This is a genomic window from Candidatus Rhodoluna planktonica (genome assembly GCF_001854225.1).
GTDB classification, from domain to species: Bacteria; Actinomycetota; Actinomycetes; order Actinomycetales; family Microbacteriaceae; genus Rhodoluna; species Rhodoluna planktonica.
In genome coordinates this window covers 103,498-125,162 of the sequence record NZ_CP015208.1, presented here as the reverse complement: position 1 = coordinate 125,162, position 21,665 = coordinate 103,498, and the positions used below count along the sequence as shown (strand labels likewise).

Sequence of the window (21,665 nt, the reverse complement as noted above, 5' to 3'; positions counted from 1 at the left end):
CTCGCCGGTTAGAGCGCCGCTTCAATAAGTAGCCAAAGTGCCAGGCCGACAATCATCATTCCGCCGACGCTAACAATGCGGGTCAACCTGGCCGGCACAGTCAAAATCCAGTTGCGCACATAGGCTGCGGCGATTACGTAGGTAGAGTCACCGATCACACCGAGCACTTCGAAAATTAAGCCGAGCAACAAAAATTGGATGATGAAATTGCCTTCGGGGTTGATAAATTGCGGCAAAACCGCGGTAAAGAAAACAGCAACTTTCGGGTTGGCCAAACCCACCGTGAAACCTTCGCGAAAAATCTGTTTCACACTTTTGGCGGTTTGGTTTTGCTCTGCGATTTCCGCGTGTTTATTGCCGCTGCTGCGAATTGTTTGAACTCCGAGGTAGGCAAGATAAAGGGCGCCGATGATTTTGACGATGTCAATCAGCGGTGGAAAAAGTTGCAGCAACCCGGCAAGGCCAAAGGCGGCAAACAAAACCCAGACACTAGTACCCACTGCGTTTCCGATGACCGTCGCTAAACCAGCTGGGCGACCCAAAGCCAAAGTTCGGCCGACTGAAAACACTACGCTCGGCCCCGGGATCACAATGATGATCAGCGACGCGATGACGAAGGTGATGAAGTCAGCAAGGCTTGGCACCTTGCCAGCCTAGACTAAATGGCATGCCGCTATCGTTGCCCGTAATTGCCCTGACCTTTGCTGGTGGCGCTTTGGGCACCATGCTGCGAGTGCTGCTCACCGGGTTAACCGACCCACTCATTGGGCTTTTTATTGTGAACACCTTGGGTACCGCTGCCTTGGCTTTTTCAAACCACGCCAAGTTTTTCGACAATCAACAGCAGCGTGCGTTTTGGTCGGTTGGGTTTGCCGGCGGCTTCACAACCATGAGCGGAATTGCGCTTTGGTTGGCCGCACCAATCATTGACCTCGAAAATTTGCTCTGGATTTTTGGCATGGTGGTGCAGGGCTTGGTGGTTTACGGCATCGTTACCCAGCTGGTTAAACGCAGCCGAGAATCTTCGGAGGCGCAAGGTGCCTAACTTAACCGCCTTCTTGCCATTTCTGCTGGTCACCGGATTATTGGGTGGGGTTGGTTCAGTTCTTCGCTTAGCGTTTGCCCAAATCAATGGCTGGCTACCTTGGGGTATTTTGCTGGCGAATTCGCTGGCCTCGTTGCTGGCAGCCTTGGTTGCCTCAGGATTTGTCGACCCTAACGCCGCCATCTGGCAGACCGCATTGGTGATCGGTTTCGCCGGTGGTCTATCCACGTTTTCAAGCTTTGCCGCTCAAACTTTCGAATTTATTCGCGAGAAAAAACTGATGCAGGCCATCGCAAATTTATTTTTGAACCTCACGATCCCGCTTTTCATGGTGTATGCCGGCATATTTCTGGCTTCTGCCCTGCTAAAATAGGCAAAGTTTTGGTTGCAAAAGCAACACCTTGTCTTTCCCGCAGTTTGAAACTGCGGCCGAGCACGTAAGGGGGCTCGCCATGGGGCGTGGCCGTCAAAAAGCGAAGCACACTAAAGTCGCACGCGAGCTCAAGTATTTCAGCCCGAGTACCGACCTAACCGCGCTTGAGCGCGAATTGGGTGCATCAAACGCCGAACACGAAGAAGAACTCATCGACAAATGGGCCGACCTCTACGCCGACGATGAAGACGAAGAATCGGCTGAAGATGTTGACGATGAAGATCGTCGCGCCTAGGCGGCACTAAACAAAAATTCTCTAGGAAATCAGGTTTTTCCTGTTGCCTTTTCAATTGGCTTTGCCTAAGTTTAGAGAGAACCGTTCGGTTCAAAACAATACAGACGACTGGAATAACCATCCAGTTCGAAACTGAAGGAAACTAATTGAATAAAGCACTAAAGCGCGCCCTAAATATTGGCGCCGCGGCACTTGCTGCCGCAACCGTAGCCGCCTCTCTTACCGGCTGCGCAAAAGAAACCACCCCCACCACCGGCGAACAAAGCATCACTGTTTATTCAGGTCGATCTGAAGATCTAATCGCCCCGCTGCTCGAGCAATTCACCGCAGAAACCGGAATAGCCGTTGAGGTTCGCTATGCCGGCTCGGCCGAACTTGCGGCTCAGATTCTTGAAGAAGGCAGCAACGTTCAAGCCGACGTATTTTTCTCACAGGATGCAGGCGCACTCGGTGCAATTAGCGAAGCCGGCGCCTTCAAAACTTTGAATTCAGACATCACCGAATTGGTCGAGGCCAAATATCGTGCCACCGATAGCACCTGGGTTGGCGTCTCAGGGCGGAGTCGAGTGTTGTCTTACAACCCTGAACTTATCGCCGAGGCCGATCTGCCTAAGTCGGTCTTCGACTTGGCCGATGCAAGCTGGAAAGGCAAAGTTGGCATTGCCCCAAGCAACGCATCTTTCCAAGCCTTCGTAACCGCTATGCGAGTGCTGAAGGGTGAAGAAGCCACCAAGACTTGGCTTGCCGCGATGAAAGAAAATGCCGTAATTTTCGAAAAGAACGGCCAGATTCTTGAAGCTGTGGAGGCCGGCGAAATCGCTGCCGGTCTTATCAACCACTACTACTGGTTTGAGCACGCCAACGAAATTGGTGAAGCAAACATGAAGTCGAAAATGGTTTGGTTTGAAGCCGGCGATGTTGGAAATCTGGTGAATGTTGCCGGAGTGGGTGTGTTGAGCGACAAGCCTGAGGCACAAACTTTTGCGAAATGGTTACTTGGCGACTCGGCCCAAAAGTTCTTCGTCGAGAAAACTGCAGAGTATTCACTTACCGGATTACCGGCTACCGGTTGGCTGCCAAAACTTGAAGAAATCGCTTCACCTGCGATTGACTTGAGTGCATTGGCTCCGCTAGCCCAAACCCTGGATCTAATTCGAGAAGCCGGGCTAACCGACTAGAAAGTTTCATCCTGAAAAATTCGTTACGGCAGCGACCGCCGGTCCTCGTTTGGGGGCTGGCGGTTGTTGCCGTTTTCGCTGCTTTAGCGCCGCTCAGTTATTTGCTGGTCCGCCTCAGTGAATTTGGTCTCAACAAAGTTTTAGAGCAGGTACTGCGTCCGCGAAGTTTTGAACTTTTGGCAAACTCGGTGCTGCTAACTGTTACGGTTTCCGTTACTGCGGTGCTGGTGGGCAGTTTTCAAGCTTGGCTTACCGTGCGCACGTCGCTGCGTGGGCGGGCGATTTTTGCCGTCTTGGCAGCACTGCCACTAGCCATGCCCAGTTACGTTTCTGCCTATGCATTTGCAGCATTAGCCAGCGATTTCAAAGGCTTTTGGGCAGCCTGGCTGGTGCTCACCATCGGAACAGCCCCGTACGTATATTTGTCGGTGTCCGCTGCCCTGGTGCGCTCGGATGCAGCCACCGAAGAGGTTGCCCGATCCCTTGGATTTGGTCGCTGGTCTGTCTTCAAAAAAGTAACCTGGCCGGCTATTCGACCGGCAGCGGTTTCGGGTGCGATGCTTTCGGCGCTCTACACCCTCAGCGACTTTGGCGCTGTTTCAATTCTCAGCTTCGACACTTTTACGCGTGCCATCTACAACGCCTATCGTTCCAGTTTTGATCGCTCGGCTGCGGCGAGCTTGGCAGCCATCCTGGTTCTAATCACCGCTCTGCTTCTAATCATCGAGCCCTCACTGCGCGGCAAAATAGTTCCGATTGATTCGCGTGTTCGCAAAACTTCGCTGATTCACCTGGGTTGGTTTGGGGTAGTTGCGGGCGGCCTTGCAACCGTTTGGGCGTTCATCTCGCTGGCTCTGCCGATTTCCAGTTTGATTCGCTGGAACCTGATTGGCCTTTCGGAAGCTGACAGCGGCGAGGTGCTTCGCGCCCTGGTGAACTCGATTGGCTATGCACTCGGTGGTGGATTTGTAACCGGGATTTTCGGTGTCGCTATATCAATTTTGGTTATTCGCTTTCGCTCAAAAGTAACCGTGGCGTTTGATCGCACCATTTGGCTGACCCACGCCATGCCCGGAATTGTGGTTGCACTTGCCCTGGTTTTTGTGAGCAATCGACTTGTGCCCGAGCTTTACCAAACCAGTACCTTGGTGTTAATCGCCTATCTGATTTTGTTTTTACCCAACGCAGTTGCGGCAATGCAAACGCCAATTAGTCAAGCGCCCCGTGCGCTGGATGAGGTCGCGGCCAGCCTAGGTGCAAGCCGTTTAGAAACCCTGCGTCGCGTTGTGATTCCAATCGCAGGACCCGGAATTTTGGCCGGCGCAGCGCTTGTTTCTCTATCTGTGTTGAAAGAGTTGCCCGCCACCCTGATGCTTCGCGAAACTGGCGTTGAGACTCTGGCCACCCGCTTGTGGAATGAGACCTCGGTTAGCGCATTCGCAGCAGCCGCACCCTATGCGTTACTTTTGGTACTGGTGGCCGGCATACCCGCTTGGCTGCTAAATCGTCAGGTTCGAGCAAACCTGAACTCTCAGCTTGACCTAGATCGTCGATTGGAGCGTGAATAGTGTCTAACGCCCTATCGCTGCAATCGGTGACCAAAAAATTCGGGTCAAATACTGTTTTGAAAAACCTAAATCTAGAGGTTGCCGCGCACGAATTTGTTGCCGTTTTGGGCAGCAGCGGTTCGGGTAAAACTACTTTGCTGCGGCTAATTTCTGGTTTTGACGCACCGGACTCAGGCGCAATCTTTATTGGCGGGCGTCAAGTAGCCGGCGGCGAAAAGTTTATTGCCGCCGAATCGCGTCGTGTTGGTTTTGTGCCTCAGGATGCGGCACTTTTTCCGCACTTGAATGTGGCCGAAAACATCGAATTTGGCTTGCGTGAATTGTCTAAATCGGCACGCAGCTCGCGGGTTAGCGAATTGCTCAGCTTGGTTGACCTGGTCGGGTTTGAAACTCGGATGCCTCACGAGCTTTCCGGCGGTCAGCGTCACCGCGTAGCTTTGGCTCGAGCGCTAGCGCCGCATCCTGATTTGATTCTTCTGGACGAGCCGTTCTCGGCCCTCGATGCCGAGTTGCGAGTTCGGTTGCGCGAAGACGTGCGCCAGGTTTTGCGCACGACCGGAACAACAGCAATTTTGGTTACCCACGATCAAGAAGAGGCCCTGTCGATGGCCGACCGGGTCGCTGTTTTGCGCGAGGGAGAGTTTGCGCAAATCGGTGATCCACAAGAAATTTATCAAGCGCCAACTGACATCGAAATGGCCACCTTCCTGGGTGATTCTGTGATTGTCGATGGTGTTGTTCAAAACGGCAAAGTGGTCACCGCACTGGGTTCGCTTACCGCACTGAATAAGGTCGCGGATGGCTCGCGCGGCCGGGTTGCAATTCGGCCGGAGAATTTTTACCTGCAGCCAAACCCGAAAGGTGACGGCGAGGTTGTTGGTCGCCAGTATTTTGGCCATGACACTTTGGTTGAGGTGCAGTTACCGGGTGCACTAATTCGCGCTCGCGCCAACGGACCATTCGCGCCCGAACTTGGCATGCGGGTAACTGTTTGGGTGCGCGGTTCGGTTAATTTCTACGCCGCTTAGTTGGGCAAGCAGCAGTCTTTAGCGCCAGTCGCCAACTAGGCGAACTGCACCACCGTCGACACCTTTGGCACCCTGCACATAATCGCTGAGGTCATCCGGTGCGGTTTCAATTTCGCCAAGGTTCCAGGTGTGCACGCCCTGACGAGTTAGGAAAGCGGCGATTTCATCCGCGTGCTGAGCATCAACCACAACAGCCTGACCTAGGCCTAAGTTCCAGGTGCCTTCAACAGCTTCGAGGCTGAAGCCACCCCAGCCAGCCAAAACTTGGAACACATCAGCTGGGGTCCAGGATGAACGGTGCACATCGAGGGCAACACCTTGCGGCAAAACACGCGCAATGTTGGCGGCAATTCCGCCACCGGTAATGTGGCTCATCGCCTTCACAGAGGCACCAAGTTCGCTTTCCAGCAGGTTGTTCAAAACACCGGTGTAAAGCGCGGTTGGCTCGAGAAGTTTTTCACCAAGCGAAATGCCAGGAAATTCGGCAACGACATCGTTGTAATCGAAACCTTTGTCGCGAACAATTTTGCGAACCAGCGAGTAGCCGTTTGAGTGCAGACCTGAAGACTGCATTCCGAGAACCACGTTGCCGACCGAGACATTTTGTGGACCCAGCAACTTAGCGGCATCGACCACGCCGACAGCTGCGCCGGCCACGTCGTAATCGTCGGCGCCTAACAAACCAGGATGTTCTGCAGTCTCGCCACCGACCAGTGCGACGCCAACGGCGCTGCAGGCTTGCGCGATACCGCGAACGATGTCGGCGATGCGCTCGGGTACAACCTTGCCGCAGGCGATGTAGTCGGTCATGAACAAACTCTTTGCACCAACCACCACAATGTCGTCGACTACCATGCCTACTAGGTCTTGACCGATGGTGTCGTGTTTATCGATGGCCTGCGCGATAGCAACCTTGGTGCCGACGCCATCGGTTGAGGTGGCCAGCAATGGGCGGTCGTAGTTTTTCAAAAACGAAACGTCCATCATGCCGGCGAAGCCGCCCAGTCCACCAACAACCAAATCGTTGTGGGTTGCGCCAACGGCGCGTTTCATCAGCTCGACAGCTAAGTCGCCAGCCTCTGTGTCGACACCAGATTCGGCATAGGCACTTGAGTGGCCGCCAGGGTTAGTCATTCAAAGTCTCCTGTTGTGCGCGAACAAGCGCATCGGTTTCGCTGTCGGGCCCGGGGTTACAGGCGGCTGGGTCGTCGGTCCGCTCGAGCAAGTTTTTGCCCAGACGGTCTGCGGTTGGCAGTTCAATTGGATAATTGCCGGTAAAGCAGGCAGTGCAAAGGGTGCGCTCTTCCTGCTGCGTGGCCGCAATCATGCCATCTTTGGTTAGGTAGCCGAGGCTGTCGGCACCGATTGAGGCGCGAACATCTTCGACACCCAACCCTGTGGCAATTAGCTCAGCTCGAGTAGCAAAGTCGATGCCGTAGAAACATGGCCAGGTGATTGGCGGGCTAGAAATTCGAACATGGATTTCGGCGGCGCCGGCTTCGCGAAGCATCTGCACCAAGGCGCGTTGGGTGTTGCCACGCACGATTGAGTCATCGATCACGATGATTCGCTTGCCGCGAATTACTTCTTTGAGCGGGTTTAGCTTTAGACGAATTCCGCGTTGGCGAATGGTTTGTGAAGGCTGAATAAAGGTGCGGCCAACGTAAGCATTTTTGACCAGACCGTGACCAAATGGGATGCCTGATTCTTGGCTGTAACCGATAGCAGCCGGGGTGCCCGATTCGGGTGTTGGAATAACCAGGTCGGCCTCGACCGGATATTCGCGAGCTAGCGTGCGGCCCATTTCAACGCGAGCGTCGTAAACCACTCGCCCATTAATCGCAGTATCTGGACGAGCCAAGTAGACATATTCAAAAACGCAACCGGCTCTTTTGGTCTCGGCAAACCGAGAAGAGCGCAAACCGTTTTCGTCGATGGCAATAAGCTCACCGGGTTCAACTTCGCGCACCAAACTGGCACCAACAATGTCGAGTGCTGCGGTCTCTGAGGCGACAACCCATCCGCGTTCTAAACGACCCAGCACCAGCGGGCGAACGCCCTGCGGATCACGGGCTGCATAAAGGGTGGTTTCATCCATGAATACCAAACAGAAAGCGCCCTTGACTTTAGGCAAAAGTTCAAGGGCGGTGGCTTCAAGAGTGTGGTCTAAATCGCCAGCCATAAGCGCGGTGAGCACAGCGGTGTCGGTGGTGTTACCGCCGGTGATTTCGTTTTGCGTTTGGTTCGGATAACGCTGTTGCAGCAGCTGCATCAGGTCGGCGGTGTTTGTGAGGTTGCCGTTGTGTGCCAGCGCGACGGTGCCCGATGCGGTGCGGCCCAAAGTTGGTTGCGCATTTCGCCAATGCGAAGCACCGGTTGTCGAGTAACGATTGTGCCCTACAGCAATGTGGCCAACTAGAGATTCGAGTGCACTTTCAGAGAACACCTGCGAGACCAAACCCATGTCTTTATAAACCAGGATTTTTTTGCCGTCTGAGGTGGCGATACCGGCTGACTCTTGACCTCGGTGCTGCAAAGCATAAAGCGCAAAGAAGGAAAGTTTGGCTACCTCTTCGCCAGGGGCCCAGACCCCGAAGACACCGCATTGATCTTGAGGTGCTTTTTCGTCACTGGTCACCGCAATGTCGGTGTTTAGAAGTCCATCGCCACGAAGCAAAGTGTTCCTTATTGGTGTGGGCTCGACCCCGAATTTTGCAACCTCGGCAAAACCGAAGCAGCAGCATTGCGGGCTTTACCCCTAAAGTTTAGTCGCTTCAGCGCGCTTGGCACGAGACACAAAAATGCGCTCAAGTATCAGTGCTACAACAATTCCGATAACGAAACCGATGCCGGCAAAGTAGGCAATCAAATAGGTGATGATGGGCTGCGCGGTGCGCTGCTCTTCAGGGATGCTAAGACCAACGACGACGGCGGCAATCACACCCAGCACGGCACCGGTAATCATGAACGGTAAAAATTTTGCCGAACGGCGGATGCGAACTTCTTGAGTGTTTTTGGCCATGTGACTATTCAACCTCAAATCAACGGTAAGTAATCCGAGATATCGGCGCGGACACCAGAGGCATGAATTTTGCCTTCGGCGAGCGCCTGATTCCAAGTAATTTGCCCAGTTGCGAGACCGAACCAAATTTCTGGTGACAACTCGATTGTGTTTGGTGGGGTGCCACGAGTGTGTCTTGGCCCTTCGATGCACTGGGTTGCACCAAATGGTGGCACCCGCACCTCGACCGAATTACCCGGTGCACGCTCGGCCAACTCTTCGAGAAGGTATCTGACGGCGGTCGCTAACTGCGGTTGTTCGCCAACGGCCAGCACCGACGCAATGGCTGCTTGCCCATCGGCCGGTTTGATTCTGCGTCTAGCCATTTGCTGATTCGACTGCGCGCTTGAACCATCCTTGTTCTTGCTCGGTCAAAGCACCGTAGCGAACGGTTCGCTCAAAGGCGATTGCGCCCAAATCGGGGTATTGCACCTTTGTGATTAAGCCGGCCGCGTCGAGAAAAAACTGCGAGGTTTGCACGTTGCCAGCATTTTGTGCCTCGCGCACCACATATAAATCGGCTGCTTGGTCATAGCTGACACTCATCACCTTGGTGATGTCGACCCCAGCTTCTTTTGCCAAAGCAAACTGGGTTGACATGTAGCAGGTGTCGAACTCATAGGTTTCATAAATGACCTCGGCCAAGTCTTCAGCTTTGCCATAGCGCGCTGCCGAGAAATCGTTGATGGCCTGGTCTTTCGGAACCATCATCAACCACCACTCGGTTTCGGTTGGGGTTTCACCCTTGGCGATAGCCTCAACCACACCCTCGGCCATGGCCTTGTTGCAGCTGGCGGTTGCGGCAGCCTCAAATTCAGCCAACGGATCTTCTCCGCGCTGACCGGCAGGCGGTGGCGTGACATCGCTGGTTGGTGTCGAACTGGCAGTCGGCGATGCAATCGGTGATGAATCGGTGGCGCAGGCGGTCAGGCCTAGTGCGGCGAGCAGAGCGGCGGCCGATAGGGCAAGAAATTTTTGAGGCTTCATAGGCTTCTATTCTGGTCGGTAAACTTGCGGTGTGAAAATTTTGGTTTTGGGTCAAGGCGCCCGCGAGCACGCAATTATCAAAGCTCTGATTCGCACGGGCACCCCAGCTCAAGACATTATTGCTGCCCCGGGCAATGCCGGCATCAGTTTTGATGTGCGCTGCGAAACCGAACTGAAGCCAAACGATCCGCTCGAGGTTGCCAAGTTTGCCCTACAGCACGAAATCGATTTGGCAATCATCGGCCCCGAAGCACCGCTGGTTGCCGGTGTCTCTGACGCACTGCGTGAGCAGGGCGTTGCCGTTTTTGGTCCGAGCAAACAGGCGGCGCAACTTGAGGGATCGAAGTCTTTCGCCAAAGAGGTTATGGCTGCGGCTGGTGTGCCAACGGGCATGGCTCGCGAGTGCGAAACTTTGCAAGAAGTTGAAGATGCCATGGATGATTTTGGCGCCCCGTACGTTATCAAAGCCGATGGCCTAGCCGCCGGTAAAGGTGTGATTGTCACCAGCGACCGGGCAGCTGCTCTTGAGCACGCAGCCAAATTTATCGACATGGGAATTTTGGTCGAGGAATTTTTAGACGGCCAAGAAGTAAGCCTCTTCTTCTTATCGGATGGCAAAAATGTGATGCCGCTAACTCCGGCTCAAGATTTCAAGCGCGCCTTCGATGGCGATGCGGGGCCAAACACCGGTGGCATGGGGGCATACTCGCCGCTGCCTTGGCTGCCTGACAACTTTGTTGAAGAGGTTGAGCGAACGGTTGCAATTCCAACCGTTCAAGAACTTGATCGCTTGGGCGCGCCATTTATTGGCTTGCTTTACTGCGGCCTGATTGTTACCGAGCGGGGTATCCGCGTGATTGAATTCAACGCTCGCTTTGGCGACCCAGAAACTCAGGTTGTACTGCGTCGATTGATTAGCTCGTTGAGCACACTGCTTTACAAGGCGGCAACCGGTCACCTTGAAACCACCGCCCAGCCAGAATTTAGCAAGGATGCCGCCATCACGGTGGTGCTTGCCAGTGAGGGCTACCCAGAGACTTCGGCGCCGAATCGACCAATTTATGGTTTGACCGAAGCCGAGCAAGTTGAAGGTGTCGAAATTTGTCACGCGGCCACAAAATTTGAAGAGTCTCGCGGCGGCGACGAAGTGTTGCTAGCAACCGGAGGTCGTGTGCTTTCGGTGGTTGCCAACGGAGCTGATTTTGCCGAAGCTCGAAAAGCTGCCTATGCGGCGATTGAGAAGATTCAGTTGCAGGGTAGCCACTATCGCAGCGACATCGCGCTGAAGGTTGTCAACTAGTGAGCGCGCAGGGCGAGCAAAACAACTTGGGTCTGAATGGCGAGTCTGCCGACTCGGGCGCAGTTTCAACTGCCGACTCGGGCGCGGTTGCAATTGCCGGCTGGAAGCACGTTTACAGCGGAAAGGTGCGCGACCTTTACGAAAGTGAAGACCCGGCACTGAACCACCTGATTTTGGTGGTTGCTTCAGATCGGGTGAGTGCTTTCGACCACGTGCTGAAGCCAACCATTCCAGGTAAGGGCGCCAACCTAACTCGCTTAACCAATTGGTGGTTTGAGCGATTAGCGGTTCCAAATCACCTAAGCCACGAAGTTGAAATTCCGGCAGAAGTTCGCAATCGCGCAACCATCGCCAAAAAACTTGAGATGTTTCCAATTGAGTGTGTGGTGCGCGGCTACATCTCAGGGTCGGGCTGGAAAGAGTATCAAGCCACCGGTGAGATTTGCGGCGTGAAGTTACCTGAAGGTTTGACCTTCGGCGGCAAATTGCCTGAGCCAATTTTTACCCCGGCCTATAAAGCGCCGATGGGTGAGCACGATGAAAACATCAGCTTCAATCAGGTGGTTCAAATTATCGGTGCCGAAAATGCAGCCGCACTTCGCGATTTGAGCTTGCAAGTTTTCAAAGCAGCAAGCGCCCTGGCCGAAAAAGCTGGGCTGATTTTGGCTGACACCAAGTTTGAATTTGGTGTTGATGAAACCGGCACCATCATCCTGGGAGATGAGGTGCTCACCCCCGACTCTTCGCGCTACTGGTCGAAGGCCGCCTGGGATCGCGGCGAGCGCAAAGAAAGTTTTGACAAGCAAATTGTGCGCAACTGGTTGGCCGACAACTGGAACCAGGTTGGCGAACCACCGGTTTTGCCAGCGGAGATTGTTGCTCAAACGGCCGATAAATATGCCGAACTTGCGGAACGTTTAACCCAGGAAATCGCTTAACACTTACCGTGACCCCAGCATCGATTCGTGACGAACGCCAAGACCTAATCTTGGCGGCGGCTCAGCAAATAATCGCTGAAAAAGGCGTGGATGCCGTTTCGATGGCCGAACTGGCAGCTGCTACCGGTCTAAGTCGGCCAGCAATTTATCAATACTTTGCCTCGAAAGATCATGTTCTGGCCGAGCTCGTTATTAACGAGATGGCCGATTTGAGCAACGCCATCGACGAACACATCGCCAGATTTGATGACGCCATGGAGCGCATCCGGGTTTGGATTCACTACACCCTGGCACATCTTGCCAGTGCCGAGCACCGAGTCATCCGCGAAATTTCGATTGCCAGTTTGCCCGAAGATTCGCGCGGCATGATCAACGCGATGCACGGACACTTCATGATGGCGCTGCTTAGCCCGGTGAAAGAACTTGGCGTAAAAGATGTGACAGCCACCTGCCACCTGATCTATGCAAGTGTTGCGGCGGCGGCCCAGCGAATTGATTCGGGCAGCGAATATGTGCGAGAGGCCGCAGCACTTGAGCAATTCACCATCGCCGGAATTGCCGGAGCACTGCAGCCTCAATAGCCGATTTCTCGACCGCTAATTTGCTAGGGGTAACAAATTAGCCTTTCAGGGTTTTGCTGACCAACGCTTTTCGGGCAACAACCGCTGAAACTTTTACCTCTTTATTTTTTGGCACGGCAATTGTGAAGGTGTATTTGTTGTTGGTGATGGTGCGGGTGTAGGTTTTGCTGCCTACTTTGATAGCCGCCTGCTGCCCATAGGCACCAGCAATTACCACCGTCAGTTTTCCGGCTTTAGCAGTTGCGGTGGCCGAAGCGGCACCAAATGAAACTGGGTAGTAGCGATCTAGTGAGGTGTCGGCGGCGCCACCGAAGTGATCGCGGCGAACATGCACGGCACAAGCCACTGCGGTGCAGTCAACAGTTGAGCCCTCGGCGGTGAAAACTGCCTTAACCGGTAGCGCAGTGGCCTGGTCGGCTTTGCCGGCACCCATTACCTGCGATGCCAAAAGATTGCTGACCCACTTGCCTTGACCATCACACTTTTTTGGGCGCTCAGTCTTGTTAGCCGGCACCTCACATAGGCGCAGGTAAACACCTTTGTCGCCATCGAGGTTGTTGAGCGTGATGTTGATGGTGTCTGCGGCAGCGGTGAGACCGATGCTCTTGCTTAGTGATGCCGAAAATGTAGCGGCCGAGGCTGGGGTGGTGGCCAAACCGCTGATGATCAAAGCCGATGCTGTGCCGATTGCGGCCAGACGTGTAATTCGCATTTCTCTCCTTGAATACCGATGCCGCTGTTGGCGGCCGAAATGCCGCGGGGGTAGCGGCACGGCATCCAAGTTAGGCGAGGTGCAAAAAATTAGCCTGACAAGTTGTCAGCAGATCTCGATTCGATCAAATGTGCTGCCCGGAATGGACATCGGCGCTGTCTGCGCCGGGCGACCCTAACCCACTAAAATGAAAGGGTTCGGCAACGTCGTCGGCAACTTTTAGGCCGGAAATCACCGGCCCACAATTGCAAACTCCCCATAAAAGCTTGGAGCTAAAGTGCCAAAAATTATCGTCGAAGTTATGCCGAAGGTAGACCTTCTTGACCCAGCCGGAAAATCGGTGAACAACGCCCTACACCGCACCGGGCACAAAGACATCACCGGCGTTCGAATCGGCAAGCGAATTGAGTTGCACTTCGAGCGCACCATCACCGACGCCGACATCGCCGAGGCACACAAGATCGCCGAAAACTTTTTGAGCAACCAGGTCATCGAAGACGTCGTTGCCGTAACCGTCGAAAACTAATCGAGGTCGGCTATGAAAATCGGTGTAGTAACTTTTCCTGGAACCCTAGACGACCGCGATGCTCAGCGCGCAGTGCGCTTGGCCGGCGGTACTCCGGTGCCGCTTTGGCACGCAGACAGCGACCTTAAAAAAGTTGACGCTGTGGTTTTGCCCGGCGGCTTTTCATACGGCGACTATCTGCGCTGCGGTGCTATCGCAGCCCAGGCGCCGATCACCCAAGAAATCATCAAGCAGGCCAATCAGGGTTTGCCGGTCTTGGGCATTTGCAACGGTTTTCAGGTTTTAGTTGAATCACACCTTTTGCCTGGTGGCCTAATTCGCAACGAGCACCAGCACTTCATTTGCCGTGATCAAAAACTGCGCGTTGAAAACATCGACACCCCGTGGACTAACGAGTTTGAACTTGGCCAAGAGATCACCATCCCGTTGAAAAATGGCGAGGGTGGTTACATCGCAACCGACGAAACCCTAAAGCGCCTCGAAGGCGAAGGGTTGGTGGCTTTTAGATACCTCGACCTCAACCCAAACGGCTCGATGAACGACATCGCCGGTTTGCGAAACGAGCGCGGCAATGTGGTTGGTCTAATGCCGCACCCAGAGCACGCGGTTGAACCAGGATTTGGCCCCGACATCAGCGCCGCAATGCGCAGCGGTGTTGACGGCTTGAAATTCTTTACCTCTGTAATGAAAGCTTTGGTGAACGCATAATGGCCCTTTTTGGCAAAAAGAAGGTTGTTGAAACCAACACCGACACCACTGCTAAAGCAGCAGCCAGCCCAGACAAGGCACAGCCTTGGAAAGAGCTGGGTCTGAAAGAAGACGAATTCGAGCGCATTCGTGGCATTTTGGGTCGCCGGCCAACGTCATCCGAGCTGGCGATGTATTCGGTGATGTGGTCTGAGCACTGCAGCTATAAATCGTCGAAGATTTACCTTCGTCAGTTTGGTGAAAAAGTCACCGACGAGATGAAAAAACACCTGATGGTGGGCATGGGCGAAAACGCCGGTGTGGTTGACATCGGTGAAGGCTGGGCGGTTACTTTCAAAGTTGAATCGCACAACCACCCCTCATACATTGAGCCTTTCCAGGGTGCGGCAACCGGTGTAGGCGGCATTGTTCGCGACATTTTGACCATGGGTGCTCGCCCAATTGCCGTGATGGATCAGTTGCGTTTTGGCGCCCCAGAAAACCGAGACACCGCTCGAGTGGTGCACGGTGTGGTTAGCGGCATCAGCTTCTATGGCAACTGCCTGGGTTTGCCAAACATCGGTGGCGAAACTGTTTTTGACAAGGTTTATCAGGGCAACCCGCTGGTCAACGCACTAAGCGTTGGTGCTCTGCGTCACGAAGATCTAAAGCTGGCTAAGGCTTCAAACCCTGGCGATCTAGTGATTTTGTTTGGTGCCCGCACCGGCGCCGACGGCATCGGTGGCGTTTCGGTTTTGGCTTCAGAAACCTTTGACTCAACCGGCCCAACCAAGCGCCCAGCGGTGCAGGTTGGCGACCCATTTGCCGAGAAGGTGCTTATCGAATGCTGCCTCGAGCTTTATGCCGCCGGAGTGGTTGCCGGTATTCAAGACTTGGGTGGTGCCGGCATCAGCTGTGCCACCAGCGAGTTGGCTTCAAACGGTGGCGCGGGTATGCGCGTTGAACTCGACAAGGTGCTAAAGCGCGACGAGAACCTAACCCCCGAAGAAATTCTGATGTCAGAGTCGCAAGAGCGCATGATGGGCATCGTGCCGAAAAAGTCGTTCAAAGCTTTCGCCAAGATCGTCGACAAGTGGGAAGTTGAGTATTCGGTGCTCGGTGAGGTTATCGCCGAAGATCGTCTTTACATCACCTGGCACGGCGAAGAAATTGTGAACGTACCACCACGCACCGTCGCCCACGATGGCCCTGTTTACGAGCGTCCGGTGGCTTATCCGGTTTATCAAGATGCGCTAAATGCCAACACCGTTCACGTCGCTGCAGGCAACGGCAACGGTTTGCACCGTCACAACCAAAACGGCAGCGAATTGGCCGAGCAGTTTGTGCGCATTATTTCGTCGCCAAACCAGGCAGACAAGAGCTGGGTTACCGACCAGTATGACCACTATGTTGGTGGCAACACCGCGCTGGCTATGCCAGACGATTCGGGCATGGTGCGCGTTAGCGAAGAAAGCGGATTAGGCATTTCGATTGCCACCGACGCCAATGGTCGCTACTGCTATCTAGACCCATATGAGGGTGCCAAGTTGGCTTTGGCTGAGGCTTACCGCAACGTTGCTGCCGGCGGTGCCGTGCCAACCGCAGTTACCAACTGCCTAAACTTTGGTAGCCCAGAAAACCCAGAAGTAATGTGGCAGTTTAAGCAGGCCACTGCAGGTTTGGCCGATGGCTGTCTTGAATTGGGTATTCCGGTTACCGGTGGAAACGTAAGTTTCTACAACCAAACCGGCGATGTGGCAATTCACCCAACCCCGGTGGTTGGTGTGCTTGGCGTGATCGACGATGTGGCTCGCCGAATTCCTTCAGGTTGGCAAGACGAGGGCAACAACATTTACCTGTTGGGCACCACCGCCGATGAACTGGATGGTTCGGTTTGGTCAGAGGTTATCCACGGTCACCTTGGCGGCCGCCCACCAAAAGTTGATTTGGCTTTCGAGCGCCAACTAGCCGACCTGATGCACGGGGCCAGTCTGCAGGGTTTGATTGCTTCGGCTCACGACCTTAGCGAAGGCGGTTTGGCTCAGGCTGTTGCCGAAAGCTGTTTCAGATTTGGCATGGGTGCGCGTTTGTGGCTTGGCGAAATTATGGAACGCGACAACATTGACCGCACCGCGGCTCTGTTTAGTGAATCAACCGGACGCATTCTGGTTTCGGTTGGTCGCGAAGATGATGTGAAGTTTGTTGGTTTGTGTGAGGCTCGCGGAATCCCAGTTCTGCGAATCGGCGTCACCGACAACAGCGGCCAGCTAGAAATTCAAGACCTAGCCACCTGGCAACTAAGCGATCTGCGTGGTGCCTGGAGTGCGACCTTGGCGGAGTTGTTTTAGTTAAGCATCGGTTTCAAAAGTGGCCGTCCCAAGTCAGGTCTCACCGAGAGAATTAGGCTAATTCAGACCAAGTTGCATGGGCAACACCGATGTTAAATCGTTGTTTAGCTCTTAGATGGTTTTCCAGTAATTCGTTGCGGCCTGAATAAGAAGCAGTGACCTATCGTCGATTAACTTTGGGGTCCAACTTGTAATGTCATGTCCTTGCCAACTCGCGTTGAGTGAAAGTGGGGCTGCGTTTCCCGATACAGTCGGGTAATTTCGCTTATCGGCAAATGACTTATTACCAACGGCAGAGTTGTGTGAATTTGTAACGACCGTTAGGTTTCCAATCACATGTCTGCGGCGGTCCATTTCCTCTTCTAGACACCCCCAGGTTTCTAAATCACCAAGCCATTTGGAGTTTATGCGTGGATATATGTGCTCAATTGAATAGTTCCCTTCTCCCTTGGCTATCTTGAAATTCATAGATCCCTTGCCGCTAAGCTGGCGCTCAATACCCCTAAATATCGCGCCAAGAGCTTTGGCTGTAGCCTTGTCATAAATTCGTTGTGTGGTTGCAATCTCAATCAGTTCCCGGTTTTGCACCCAGTCCGCTTTTGAAAGAATCTCTTGCAGTCGTTCAAGTGAGTAATCCCCGCCAACCGCACCCATAACATCCATTAGGCGTGAGCGCAAAGGTTGCATTGGTCGCCCACCAAGAATTTGGCGAACCAAAAAGTTTTCTAGAAGAAAAAGTATTGAGGCTAACGTAGGGGCGGTTACTTTTCCAGTAACAAAGCCTGATGCATAGTGAAGGACTACGGGGTTTGCTGGACCTTGAGATAAGTCACGGATGTTACTCATGAGCTGCAAAATTTCATCAGGAAACTTTACGGCAAGACCATTAATTTTTACTTGGTCCTGAGCCCGAACTACTACCTGCCAGGTAAGCATGGCCGGCACTAGGTCATGCTCGATGAAATTTGGAATCTCAGAGTCTTTTTTGCCTTTGATCATTGTTGCAAAATGCGATGCGCCCCTAGTGGCGTTTATATTCTTCTGATGCTTCTTCTCACCCTTGCTGATGACGTAATCGTAAATGAACGCTTTGCCTGCCTTCATATTCTTTAGGGCGATCGACCGAAGTTCAGTCTCAGCTGGATACCAGAATTCCTTGTAGATATCTTGGGCCTCTAGATTATTAATGCGCACGAAAAGGCTATTACGGACGTGGTCTAGTGGTTCTAATTCCTGATGTTTGCCATTAAGCGTGTCAAAAATAACGGCTTGCGTTTCATCTGTCGCTGGATTGTGAATGAGTGAAAATACCGATAGCCGAAATAATGTACTTGTGAGCAGCTCTATTGAGTTTGCCTCGGCACCCCGTGGAACCTTAAGCCCGCTTTTACTTTCTGCCGCTACTTGCCACTGAGCCTCGAATTTTTCTTCTGCGTTTGGTTTCCTGATTTTTGGAAGCGGTATTGGATCATCCTCCGCGAGGGCAGTTTGGCCATGCCACAGCAAGTATCTGAAATAGAAGTAAGCCCGCAATATTGGATGACCCCTATGGTCGAACAATTCGGTATTTCTCCATAGATTATTTAGTACCGCCTCAAAATAAACTCGGTCAGATTCCTGAACGGTTATTTTGGCCATGTTCTTTAGATCAAATTCGACAGGAAGACCCTTGTCTTGAGAGTGATGAACAAGCGCTGCAACCCAGATTGCGATCGTGATCAAACGTTGCTGTCCATCAATTACCAAATATTGCATCTGGCCAGAGAAGCCTGGGTGCACCACATTCGTAGATTGGCTAGTCAGGAAGATACCAAGCCAATGCGGCGGGTCACCATCTTCATTAGTAACAGCATGGAGGATATCTGAGACTAAGGACTGCCAACGCTCTTCTCCCCACTGATAGTCACGTTGATAGCTTGGAATAATGTAATGGCTGCCTTGATTCAGAATGGCAGCTACTAACTTATTTTGACCATCCATTTCGTACCCCTTCTTCCAGCCTATCTTCAACGTGTAAATGAATCTCCATAGAAACTTTGCCATTTAACGCTGACAAGTCGCCGGTGGCTGAATAATTTCAGCCACTTGCTGGGCCATTCGCGACCAAAACCTGAGCGGCCCAAACACCAATGTGACTAAACAGCCCATCGTAGAAGTACCTTCTTGTAACGGTTGGGCTCATTTGACATGTCTGAGCGACTTCACCGTGTCAGAATGTTCAGATAATTTAGGGCTGAGGGGGAAATAATGAACGCAAAAGACCGCATCCCATTAGCCAAGAAGCAACGCGAGTTACTGGGTCAGTTTTACTCCATACGTTACACAAAAGTCTTGTTTTCAAAGGTTGAACGTAAGGCGATTGAGAAGAAATTTGCTGACACAAGGCAAATACCGGACCTGAATCTGAAGGCAATTTGCCCTGCAATGCTGTCTGAGTTTCAAAAGGCAATTGAAAATAATGCCGTCCTCCAACAAGCCGTCTTCAGTGAATGTGTTTATGCGCAGACGCTTGCAAATATGTTCGGTTTGAGTAATTTCTATAACTACCAATTTGAACCTGGGTGCCTACCCGAGGACGTGGTAAAACTGATCGCGTCGTACCATCTAAGCCCACGATATGTTTACAAGTCTCCGGATGGGCGGCGTGCACTCGTTCAGGCAGGCGGAAACGCCGGAACTGACGGCGCACTCATAACTATTGAAGACAATGACATTTTTACAATCGAGTTCAAAGAACCTATCGCCAAGATTTCCGAACATGACATTCCATATGCGTACAACGAAGATGGTTACCTCTCCCCGTCGATCGACTTTATAAGTAAGTACCCCCAATTTGAACTGATGCTCAAAGAACAGATTGATAAGTTCCTAAATTTTTGGGAAGTACGCGGTTCCAACGTTCATGACTTTGGTATCGAAGGAATTCAGTTTGCCATTTCACAGAATTATTCAGCCAAGAAGTTTGCAGATGTAATTTGTGTGGAAGACAGGAATGGTTACCTGACTATGATCCCATCAAACCAGGTGCAACTTTGGGCAGACACCCGTGGCGAACTCAGGCCTGTGGGTCGAAACAGCCTTCCAGTATGGACACCAAAGTCTCTTGCAAAAGACCTAGCTAACATGGGTGCAACTATTGTTGATGGCGAAGTTAGAATTTCAATGTCGGCGGTAACTAGCGCGTACGCTCGCGGTAGCAATGGGAATAAGTTGAGCCGCTACAAATTTGGCAAGGTTTATTTCATTTATGTGGAAAATGCGAGCAAAGTTGGTGAGGACTTGCACTTTAGGCTGGATCAAGTGCGTCAAATTAAACCAACAATCTCAGCGCACATGAAATTCAAGGAATTGCAAATACGTCAGGTACACGAACACTACAAGCCGGAGATTTAATTGGCCAACATAGTAGCCTTTGACCCAACACACTTCGAGTGGCTTGTTCAAAAATTTGGCCTTCGACAGGCTTGGTTAAACATCCTCGCAACTCGAATAGCATTCGCCGGGCCAAAGTTTGAGTACATCCTAAAAGACCCGCTGTTTAAGGCTGCCGCGCCATTAGAAGTTGACTTGCTTGCGGGTCTTAGCATTGGTGAAGTTGGTGTGCTCTATGAGTACTGCATCGCGCACCTTGACCCATCTTCGCGTAAAGCTAATGGGCAATTTTTTACCCCAGACGATGTTTCAAAATTCATGGTTGCCCACACGAGAACTTTCCCCAAGGGTAGATGGCTTGACCCATGTTCAGGAATCGGCAATCTTTCTTGGCATTTGGTTAATGCACAAAAGGACAAAGAAAAGTTCTTGATTCAAGATATGGTTCTGTCGGACAAAGACGGTCTTGCATTAGAGATTGCTCGGGTCTTATTCACCTTGTCCTTTCAAAAAAACCACCCCGCCCTCTACAACGAAGTTAAGAACAGTTTCGTTCCTTTTGACTTCCTATCGGTGGCAGATTCTGGGCAGCCGACACTTTTCAGTGGAGGTGCATTAAAGGTCATACCCTCACACGATTACGTGATCGTGAACCCTCCATATTTGGGCCTAAAGAAAGAGGACTCTAGGTTTGAAACGGCTAAAGCTAAGGACCTATACGCATATTTCCTAGAAAACATAATCAAGACAAGTAAGGGCTTCGTGAGTGTCACTCCCCAGTCGTTTACTAATGCTGACAAATTTTCTAGCCTGCGGAGTCTTCTAATCTCCCGGTACCCAACGCTCAAGATTTACACTTTCGACAATATTCCGGGAAACATTTTTTACGGGGTTAAATTTGGAAGTGCGAACTCAAATTCAGCGAACAGTATGCGGGCAGCCATTACCATCGCAAGCTTGAGTCCTGGTAAACATGAAATTACCTCACTAATCCGGTGGAAATCTAGTGAGCGGCAGGTAATGTTCAGAAACTTGGACCGGTTTCTGTCCGAGCCAGGGTTTAGCGCTACATATTTTCCTAAAGTGAGCGCAAATTTTGCCGCTCTGTTCAAGCAAGTACAAAATAGGCCCGCGCTTGGTACGTTGCTTTCATCTAAACCAACACCACATGTGCTCTACGTTCCTTCTGCACCTCGATACTTCATCTCGGCTCTGAAGAAGCCGGTATCTCGATCGTCGATGAAAACCATTTACTTCAAAAACGCCCAGGATATGGAACGCGCATACCTTCTACTGAATAGTTCATTTATGTATTGGTGGTGGCGTGTTCGCGACGGCGGAATGACATTGGCGCTTGAAACTATAGTCAGCCTTCCAGTACCAGATTTCACCCCAGACTACAAACTCATTGAGGAATTGGAAAAGTCAGAAATATCCAACATCGTATACAAGAAGAACGCTGGTGCTTTGCATGAAAACGTAAAGCATAACCGGGAGCTCGTGTTCAAAATTAATCAACTTGTTGTACCCAAGTTCGCAAAAAAGCTTTCCTTGACTCACGAAAATAGCGATCTAGCACATCTGGGTGATCTCGAACTAAGTGCCTAAAAGTAAGTTCTCTGTAAAAAAATAGTGGGCCCGTCGAGTTTCATGAACACTACAAAAC

Annotated in this window: 22 protein-coding genes; 14 read left to right on the top strand and 8 right to left on the bottom strand. The window is 52.1% G+C overall.

The features are described from left to right. Positions 1 to 8: 8 nt before the first annotated feature. A complete protein-coding gene (locus A4Z71_RS00595) occupies positions 9 to 644 on the bottom strand; it encodes a LysE family translocator (protein ID WP_070954072.1) in 636 nt (211 codons plus the stop codon). Between the two features lie 23 nt (positions 645 to 667). Here A4Z71_RS00595 and A4Z71_RS00590 point away from each other — a divergent pair, with 23 nt between their 5' ends. The 6 genes from A4Z71_RS00590 to A4Z71_RS00565 all read left to right on the top strand — a co-directional run bounded on the left by A4Z71_RS00590 (position 668) and on the right by A4Z71_RS00565 (position 5,487). After that, entirely contained in the window at positions 668 to 1,045 is a 378-nt protein-coding gene (locus A4Z71_RS00590) for a FluC/FEX family fluoride channel (RefSeq protein WP_070954071.1), read from the top strand. Then, positions 1,038 to 1,418, top strand: a complete 381-nt coding sequence (locus tag A4Z71_RS00585; RefSeq protein WP_070954070.1) for a fluoride efflux transporter FluC — start codon at positions 1,038 to 1,040, stop codon at positions 1,416 to 1,418. The genes A4Z71_RS00590 and A4Z71_RS00585 overlap by 8 nt, the downstream gene beginning before the upstream one ends. 79 nt (positions 1,419 to 1,497) lie before the next feature. Beyond that, a complete protein-coding gene (locus A4Z71_RS00580; protein WP_070954069.1) occupies positions 1,498 to 1,713 on the top strand; it encodes a DUF3073 domain-containing protein in 216 nt (71 codons plus the stop codon). A gap of 146 nt (positions 1,714 to 1,859) precedes the next feature. Further along, entirely contained in the window at positions 1,860 to 2,891 is a 1,032-nt protein-coding gene (locus A4Z71_RS00575; protein WP_236858536.1) for an iron ABC transporter substrate-binding protein, read from the top strand. 101 nt (positions 2,892 to 2,992) lie between these two features. Next, positions 2,993 to 4,459: an ABC transporter permease gene (locus A4Z71_RS00570; RefSeq protein ID WP_084028358.1), complete on the top strand. Its 1,467-nt coding sequence runs from the start codon at positions 2,993 to 2,995 to the stop codon at positions 4,457 to 4,459. Further along, a complete protein-coding gene (locus A4Z71_RS00565; RefSeq protein ID WP_070954067.1) occupies positions 4,459 to 5,487 on the top strand; it encodes an ABC transporter ATP-binding protein in 1,029 nt (342 codons plus the stop codon). Before A4Z71_RS00570 ends, A4Z71_RS00565 begins: the two co-directional genes overlap by 1 nt. Positions 5,488 to 5,505: 18 nt before the next feature. Here the strand turns inward: A4Z71_RS00565 and purM are convergent, their stop codons facing one another. The 5 genes from purM to A4Z71_RS00540 form a co-directional block, all read right to left on the bottom strand. Next, positions 5,506 to 6,621 carry a phosphoribosylformylglycinamidine cyclo-ligase gene (gene purM / locus A4Z71_RS00560; protein WP_070954066.1) on the bottom strand — a complete coding sequence of 372 codons (1,116 nt, stop codon included), beginning with the start codon at positions 6,619 to 6,621 and terminating at the stop codon, positions 5,506 to 5,508. Then, positions 6,614 to 8,164, bottom strand: a complete 1,551-nt coding sequence (purF, locus tag A4Z71_RS00555) for an amidophosphoribosyltransferase (RefSeq protein WP_070954065.1) — start codon at positions 8,162 to 8,164, stop codon at positions 6,614 to 6,616. Before purF ends, purM begins: the two co-directional genes overlap by 8 nt. A gap of 81 nt (positions 8,165 to 8,245) precedes the next feature. Continuing rightward, the gene (locus A4Z71_RS00550) at positions 8,246 to 8,509 is read right to left on the bottom strand and encodes a hypothetical protein (RefSeq protein ID WP_070954064.1); all 264 of its coding nucleotides are present in this window, start codon (positions 8,507 to 8,509) and stop codon (positions 8,246 to 8,248) included. 14 nt (positions 8,510 to 8,523) lie between these two features. After that, positions 8,524 to 8,874, bottom strand: coding sequence for a sterol carrier family protein (locus tag A4Z71_RS00545; RefSeq protein ID WP_070954063.1), 351 nt, complete (start codon positions 8,872 to 8,874; stop codon positions 8,524 to 8,526). Beyond that, complete coding sequence (locus A4Z71_RS00540; RefSeq protein ID WP_070954062.1) at positions 8,867 to 9,535, bottom strand: hypothetical protein; 669 nt, start codon at positions 9,533 to 9,535, stop codon at positions 8,867 to 8,869. The genes A4Z71_RS00545 and A4Z71_RS00540 overlap by 8 nt, the downstream gene beginning before the upstream one ends. Positions 9,536 to 9,566: 31 nt before the next feature. On the opposite strand from A4Z71_RS00540, the gene purD reads away from it, so the two are divergent. From purD to A4Z71_RS00525, 3 genes are all read left to right on the top strand, one after another. Then, positions 9,567 to 10,835 (top strand): phosphoribosylamine--glycine ligase, encoded by a 1,269-nt coding sequence (gene purD / locus A4Z71_RS00535; RefSeq protein ID WP_070954061.1) that lies wholly within the window; start codon positions 9,567 to 9,569, stop codon positions 10,833 to 10,835. Between the two features lie 92 nt (positions 10,836 to 10,927). Beyond that, a complete protein-coding gene (locus A4Z71_RS00530; protein ID WP_236858572.1) occupies positions 10,928 to 11,773 on the top strand; it encodes a phosphoribosylaminoimidazolesuccinocarboxamide synthase in 846 nt (281 codons plus the stop codon). 8 nt (positions 11,774 to 11,781) lie between these two features. Then, on the top strand, positions 11,782 to 12,354 hold the full coding sequence (locus A4Z71_RS00525) for a TetR/AcrR family transcriptional regulator (RefSeq protein WP_070954060.1): 573 nt from the start codon (positions 11,782 to 11,784) through the stop codon (positions 12,352 to 12,354). Positions 12,355 to 12,391: 37 nt separating this feature from the next. On the opposite strand, the gene A4Z71_RS00520 is transcribed toward A4Z71_RS00525, so the two are convergent. Then, positions 12,392 to 13,066, bottom strand: a complete 675-nt coding sequence (locus A4Z71_RS00520) for a hypothetical protein (RefSeq protein WP_070954059.1) — start codon at positions 13,064 to 13,066, stop codon at positions 12,392 to 12,394. Between the two features lie 277 nt (positions 13,067 to 13,343). Here A4Z71_RS00520 and purS point away from each other — a divergent pair, with 277 nt between their 5' ends. The 3 genes from purS to purL are packed head-to-tail and all read left to right on the top strand — an operon-like array spanning position 13,344 to position 16,627. Beyond that, the gene (gene purS, locus A4Z71_RS00515) at positions 13,344 to 13,592 is read left to right on the top strand and encodes a phosphoribosylformylglycinamidine synthase subunit PurS (protein ID WP_070954058.1); all 249 of its coding nucleotides are present in this window, start codon (positions 13,344 to 13,346) and stop codon (positions 13,590 to 13,592) included. A gap of 12 nt (positions 13,593 to 13,604) precedes the next feature. After that, complete coding sequence (purQ, locus tag A4Z71_RS00510) at positions 13,605 to 14,300, top strand: phosphoribosylformylglycinamidine synthase subunit PurQ (protein ID WP_070954057.1); 696 nt, start codon at positions 13,605 to 13,607, stop codon at positions 14,298 to 14,300. After that, positions 14,300 to 16,627 (top strand): phosphoribosylformylglycinamidine synthase subunit PurL, encoded by a 2,328-nt coding sequence (gene purL, locus A4Z71_RS00505; protein WP_070954056.1) that lies wholly within the window; start codon positions 14,300 to 14,302, stop codon positions 16,625 to 16,627. The genes purQ and purL overlap by 1 nt, the downstream gene beginning before the upstream one ends. Before the next feature lie 111 nt (positions 16,628 to 16,738). Here the strand turns inward: purL and A4Z71_RS00500 are convergent, their stop codons facing one another. Beyond that, complete coding sequence (locus tag A4Z71_RS00500; protein ID WP_070954055.1) at positions 16,739 to 18,670, bottom strand: DUF262 domain-containing protein; 1,932 nt, start codon at positions 18,668 to 18,670, stop codon at positions 16,739 to 16,741. Positions 18,671 to 18,874: 204 nt separating this feature from the next. Between A4Z71_RS00500 and A4Z71_RS06945 the strand changes: the two genes are divergently transcribed. Both A4Z71_RS06945 and A4Z71_RS00490 read left to right on the top strand, forming a co-directional pair. Then, positions 18,875 to 20,020: a hypothetical protein gene (locus A4Z71_RS06945; RefSeq protein ID WP_084028356.1), complete on the top strand. Its 1,146-nt coding sequence runs from the start codon at positions 18,875 to 18,877 to the stop codon at positions 20,018 to 20,020. Positions 20,021 to 20,194: 174 nt separating this feature from the next. Beyond that, on the top strand, positions 20,195 to 21,607 hold the full coding sequence (locus A4Z71_RS00490; RefSeq protein WP_158512760.1) for an Eco57I restriction-modification methylase domain-containing protein: 1,413 nt from the start codon (positions 20,195 to 20,197) through the stop codon (positions 21,605 to 21,607). The last annotated feature ends 58 nt before the right edge of the window (positions 21,608 to 21,665 follow it).

Bases quoted from the DNA above. Each gene is read 5' to 3' on its own strand.
- A4Z71_RS00545 (WP_070954063.1), bottom strand. From the start codon at position 8,874: ATGGCTAGACGCAGAATCAAACCGGCCGATGGGCAAGCAGCCATTGCG.
- A4Z71_RS00520 (WP_070954059.1), bottom strand. From the start codon at position 13,066: ATGCGAATTACACGTCTGGCCGCAATCGGCACAGCATCGGCTTTGATC.
- purL (WP_070954056.1), top strand. From the start codon at position 14,300: ATGGCCCTTTTTGGCAAAAAGAAGGTTGTTGAAACCAACACCGACACC.
- A4Z71_RS00580 (WP_070954069.1), top strand. From the start codon at position 1,498: ATGGGGCGTGGCCGTCAAAAAGCGAAGCACACTAAAGTCGCACGCGAG.
- A4Z71_RS00540 (WP_070954062.1), bottom strand. From the start codon at position 9,535: ATGAAGCCTCAAAAATTTCTTGCCCTATCGGCCGCCGCTCTGCTCGCC.
- A4Z71_RS06945 (WP_084028356.1), top strand. From the start codon at position 18,875: ATGAACGCAAAAGACCGCATCCCATTAGCCAAGAAGCAACGCGAGTTA.
- purM (WP_070954066.1), bottom strand. From the start codon at position 6,621: ATGACTAACCCTGGCGGCCACTCAAGTGCCTATGCCGAATCTGGTGTC.
- purQ (WP_070954057.1), top strand. From the start codon at position 13,605: ATGAAAATCGGTGTAGTAACTTTTCCTGGAACCCTAGACGACCGCGAT.
- A4Z71_RS00550 (WP_070954064.1), bottom strand. From the start codon at position 8,509: ATGGCCAAAAACACTCAAGAAGTTCGCATCCGCCGTTCGGCAAAATTT.
- A4Z71_RS00500 (WP_070954055.1), bottom strand. From the start codon at position 18,670: ATGGCAAAGTTTCTATGGAGATTCATTTACACGTTGAAGATAGGCTGG.
- A4Z71_RS00590 (WP_070954071.1), top strand. From the start codon at position 668: ATGCCGCTATCGTTGCCCGTAATTGCCCTGACCTTTGCTGGTGGCGCT.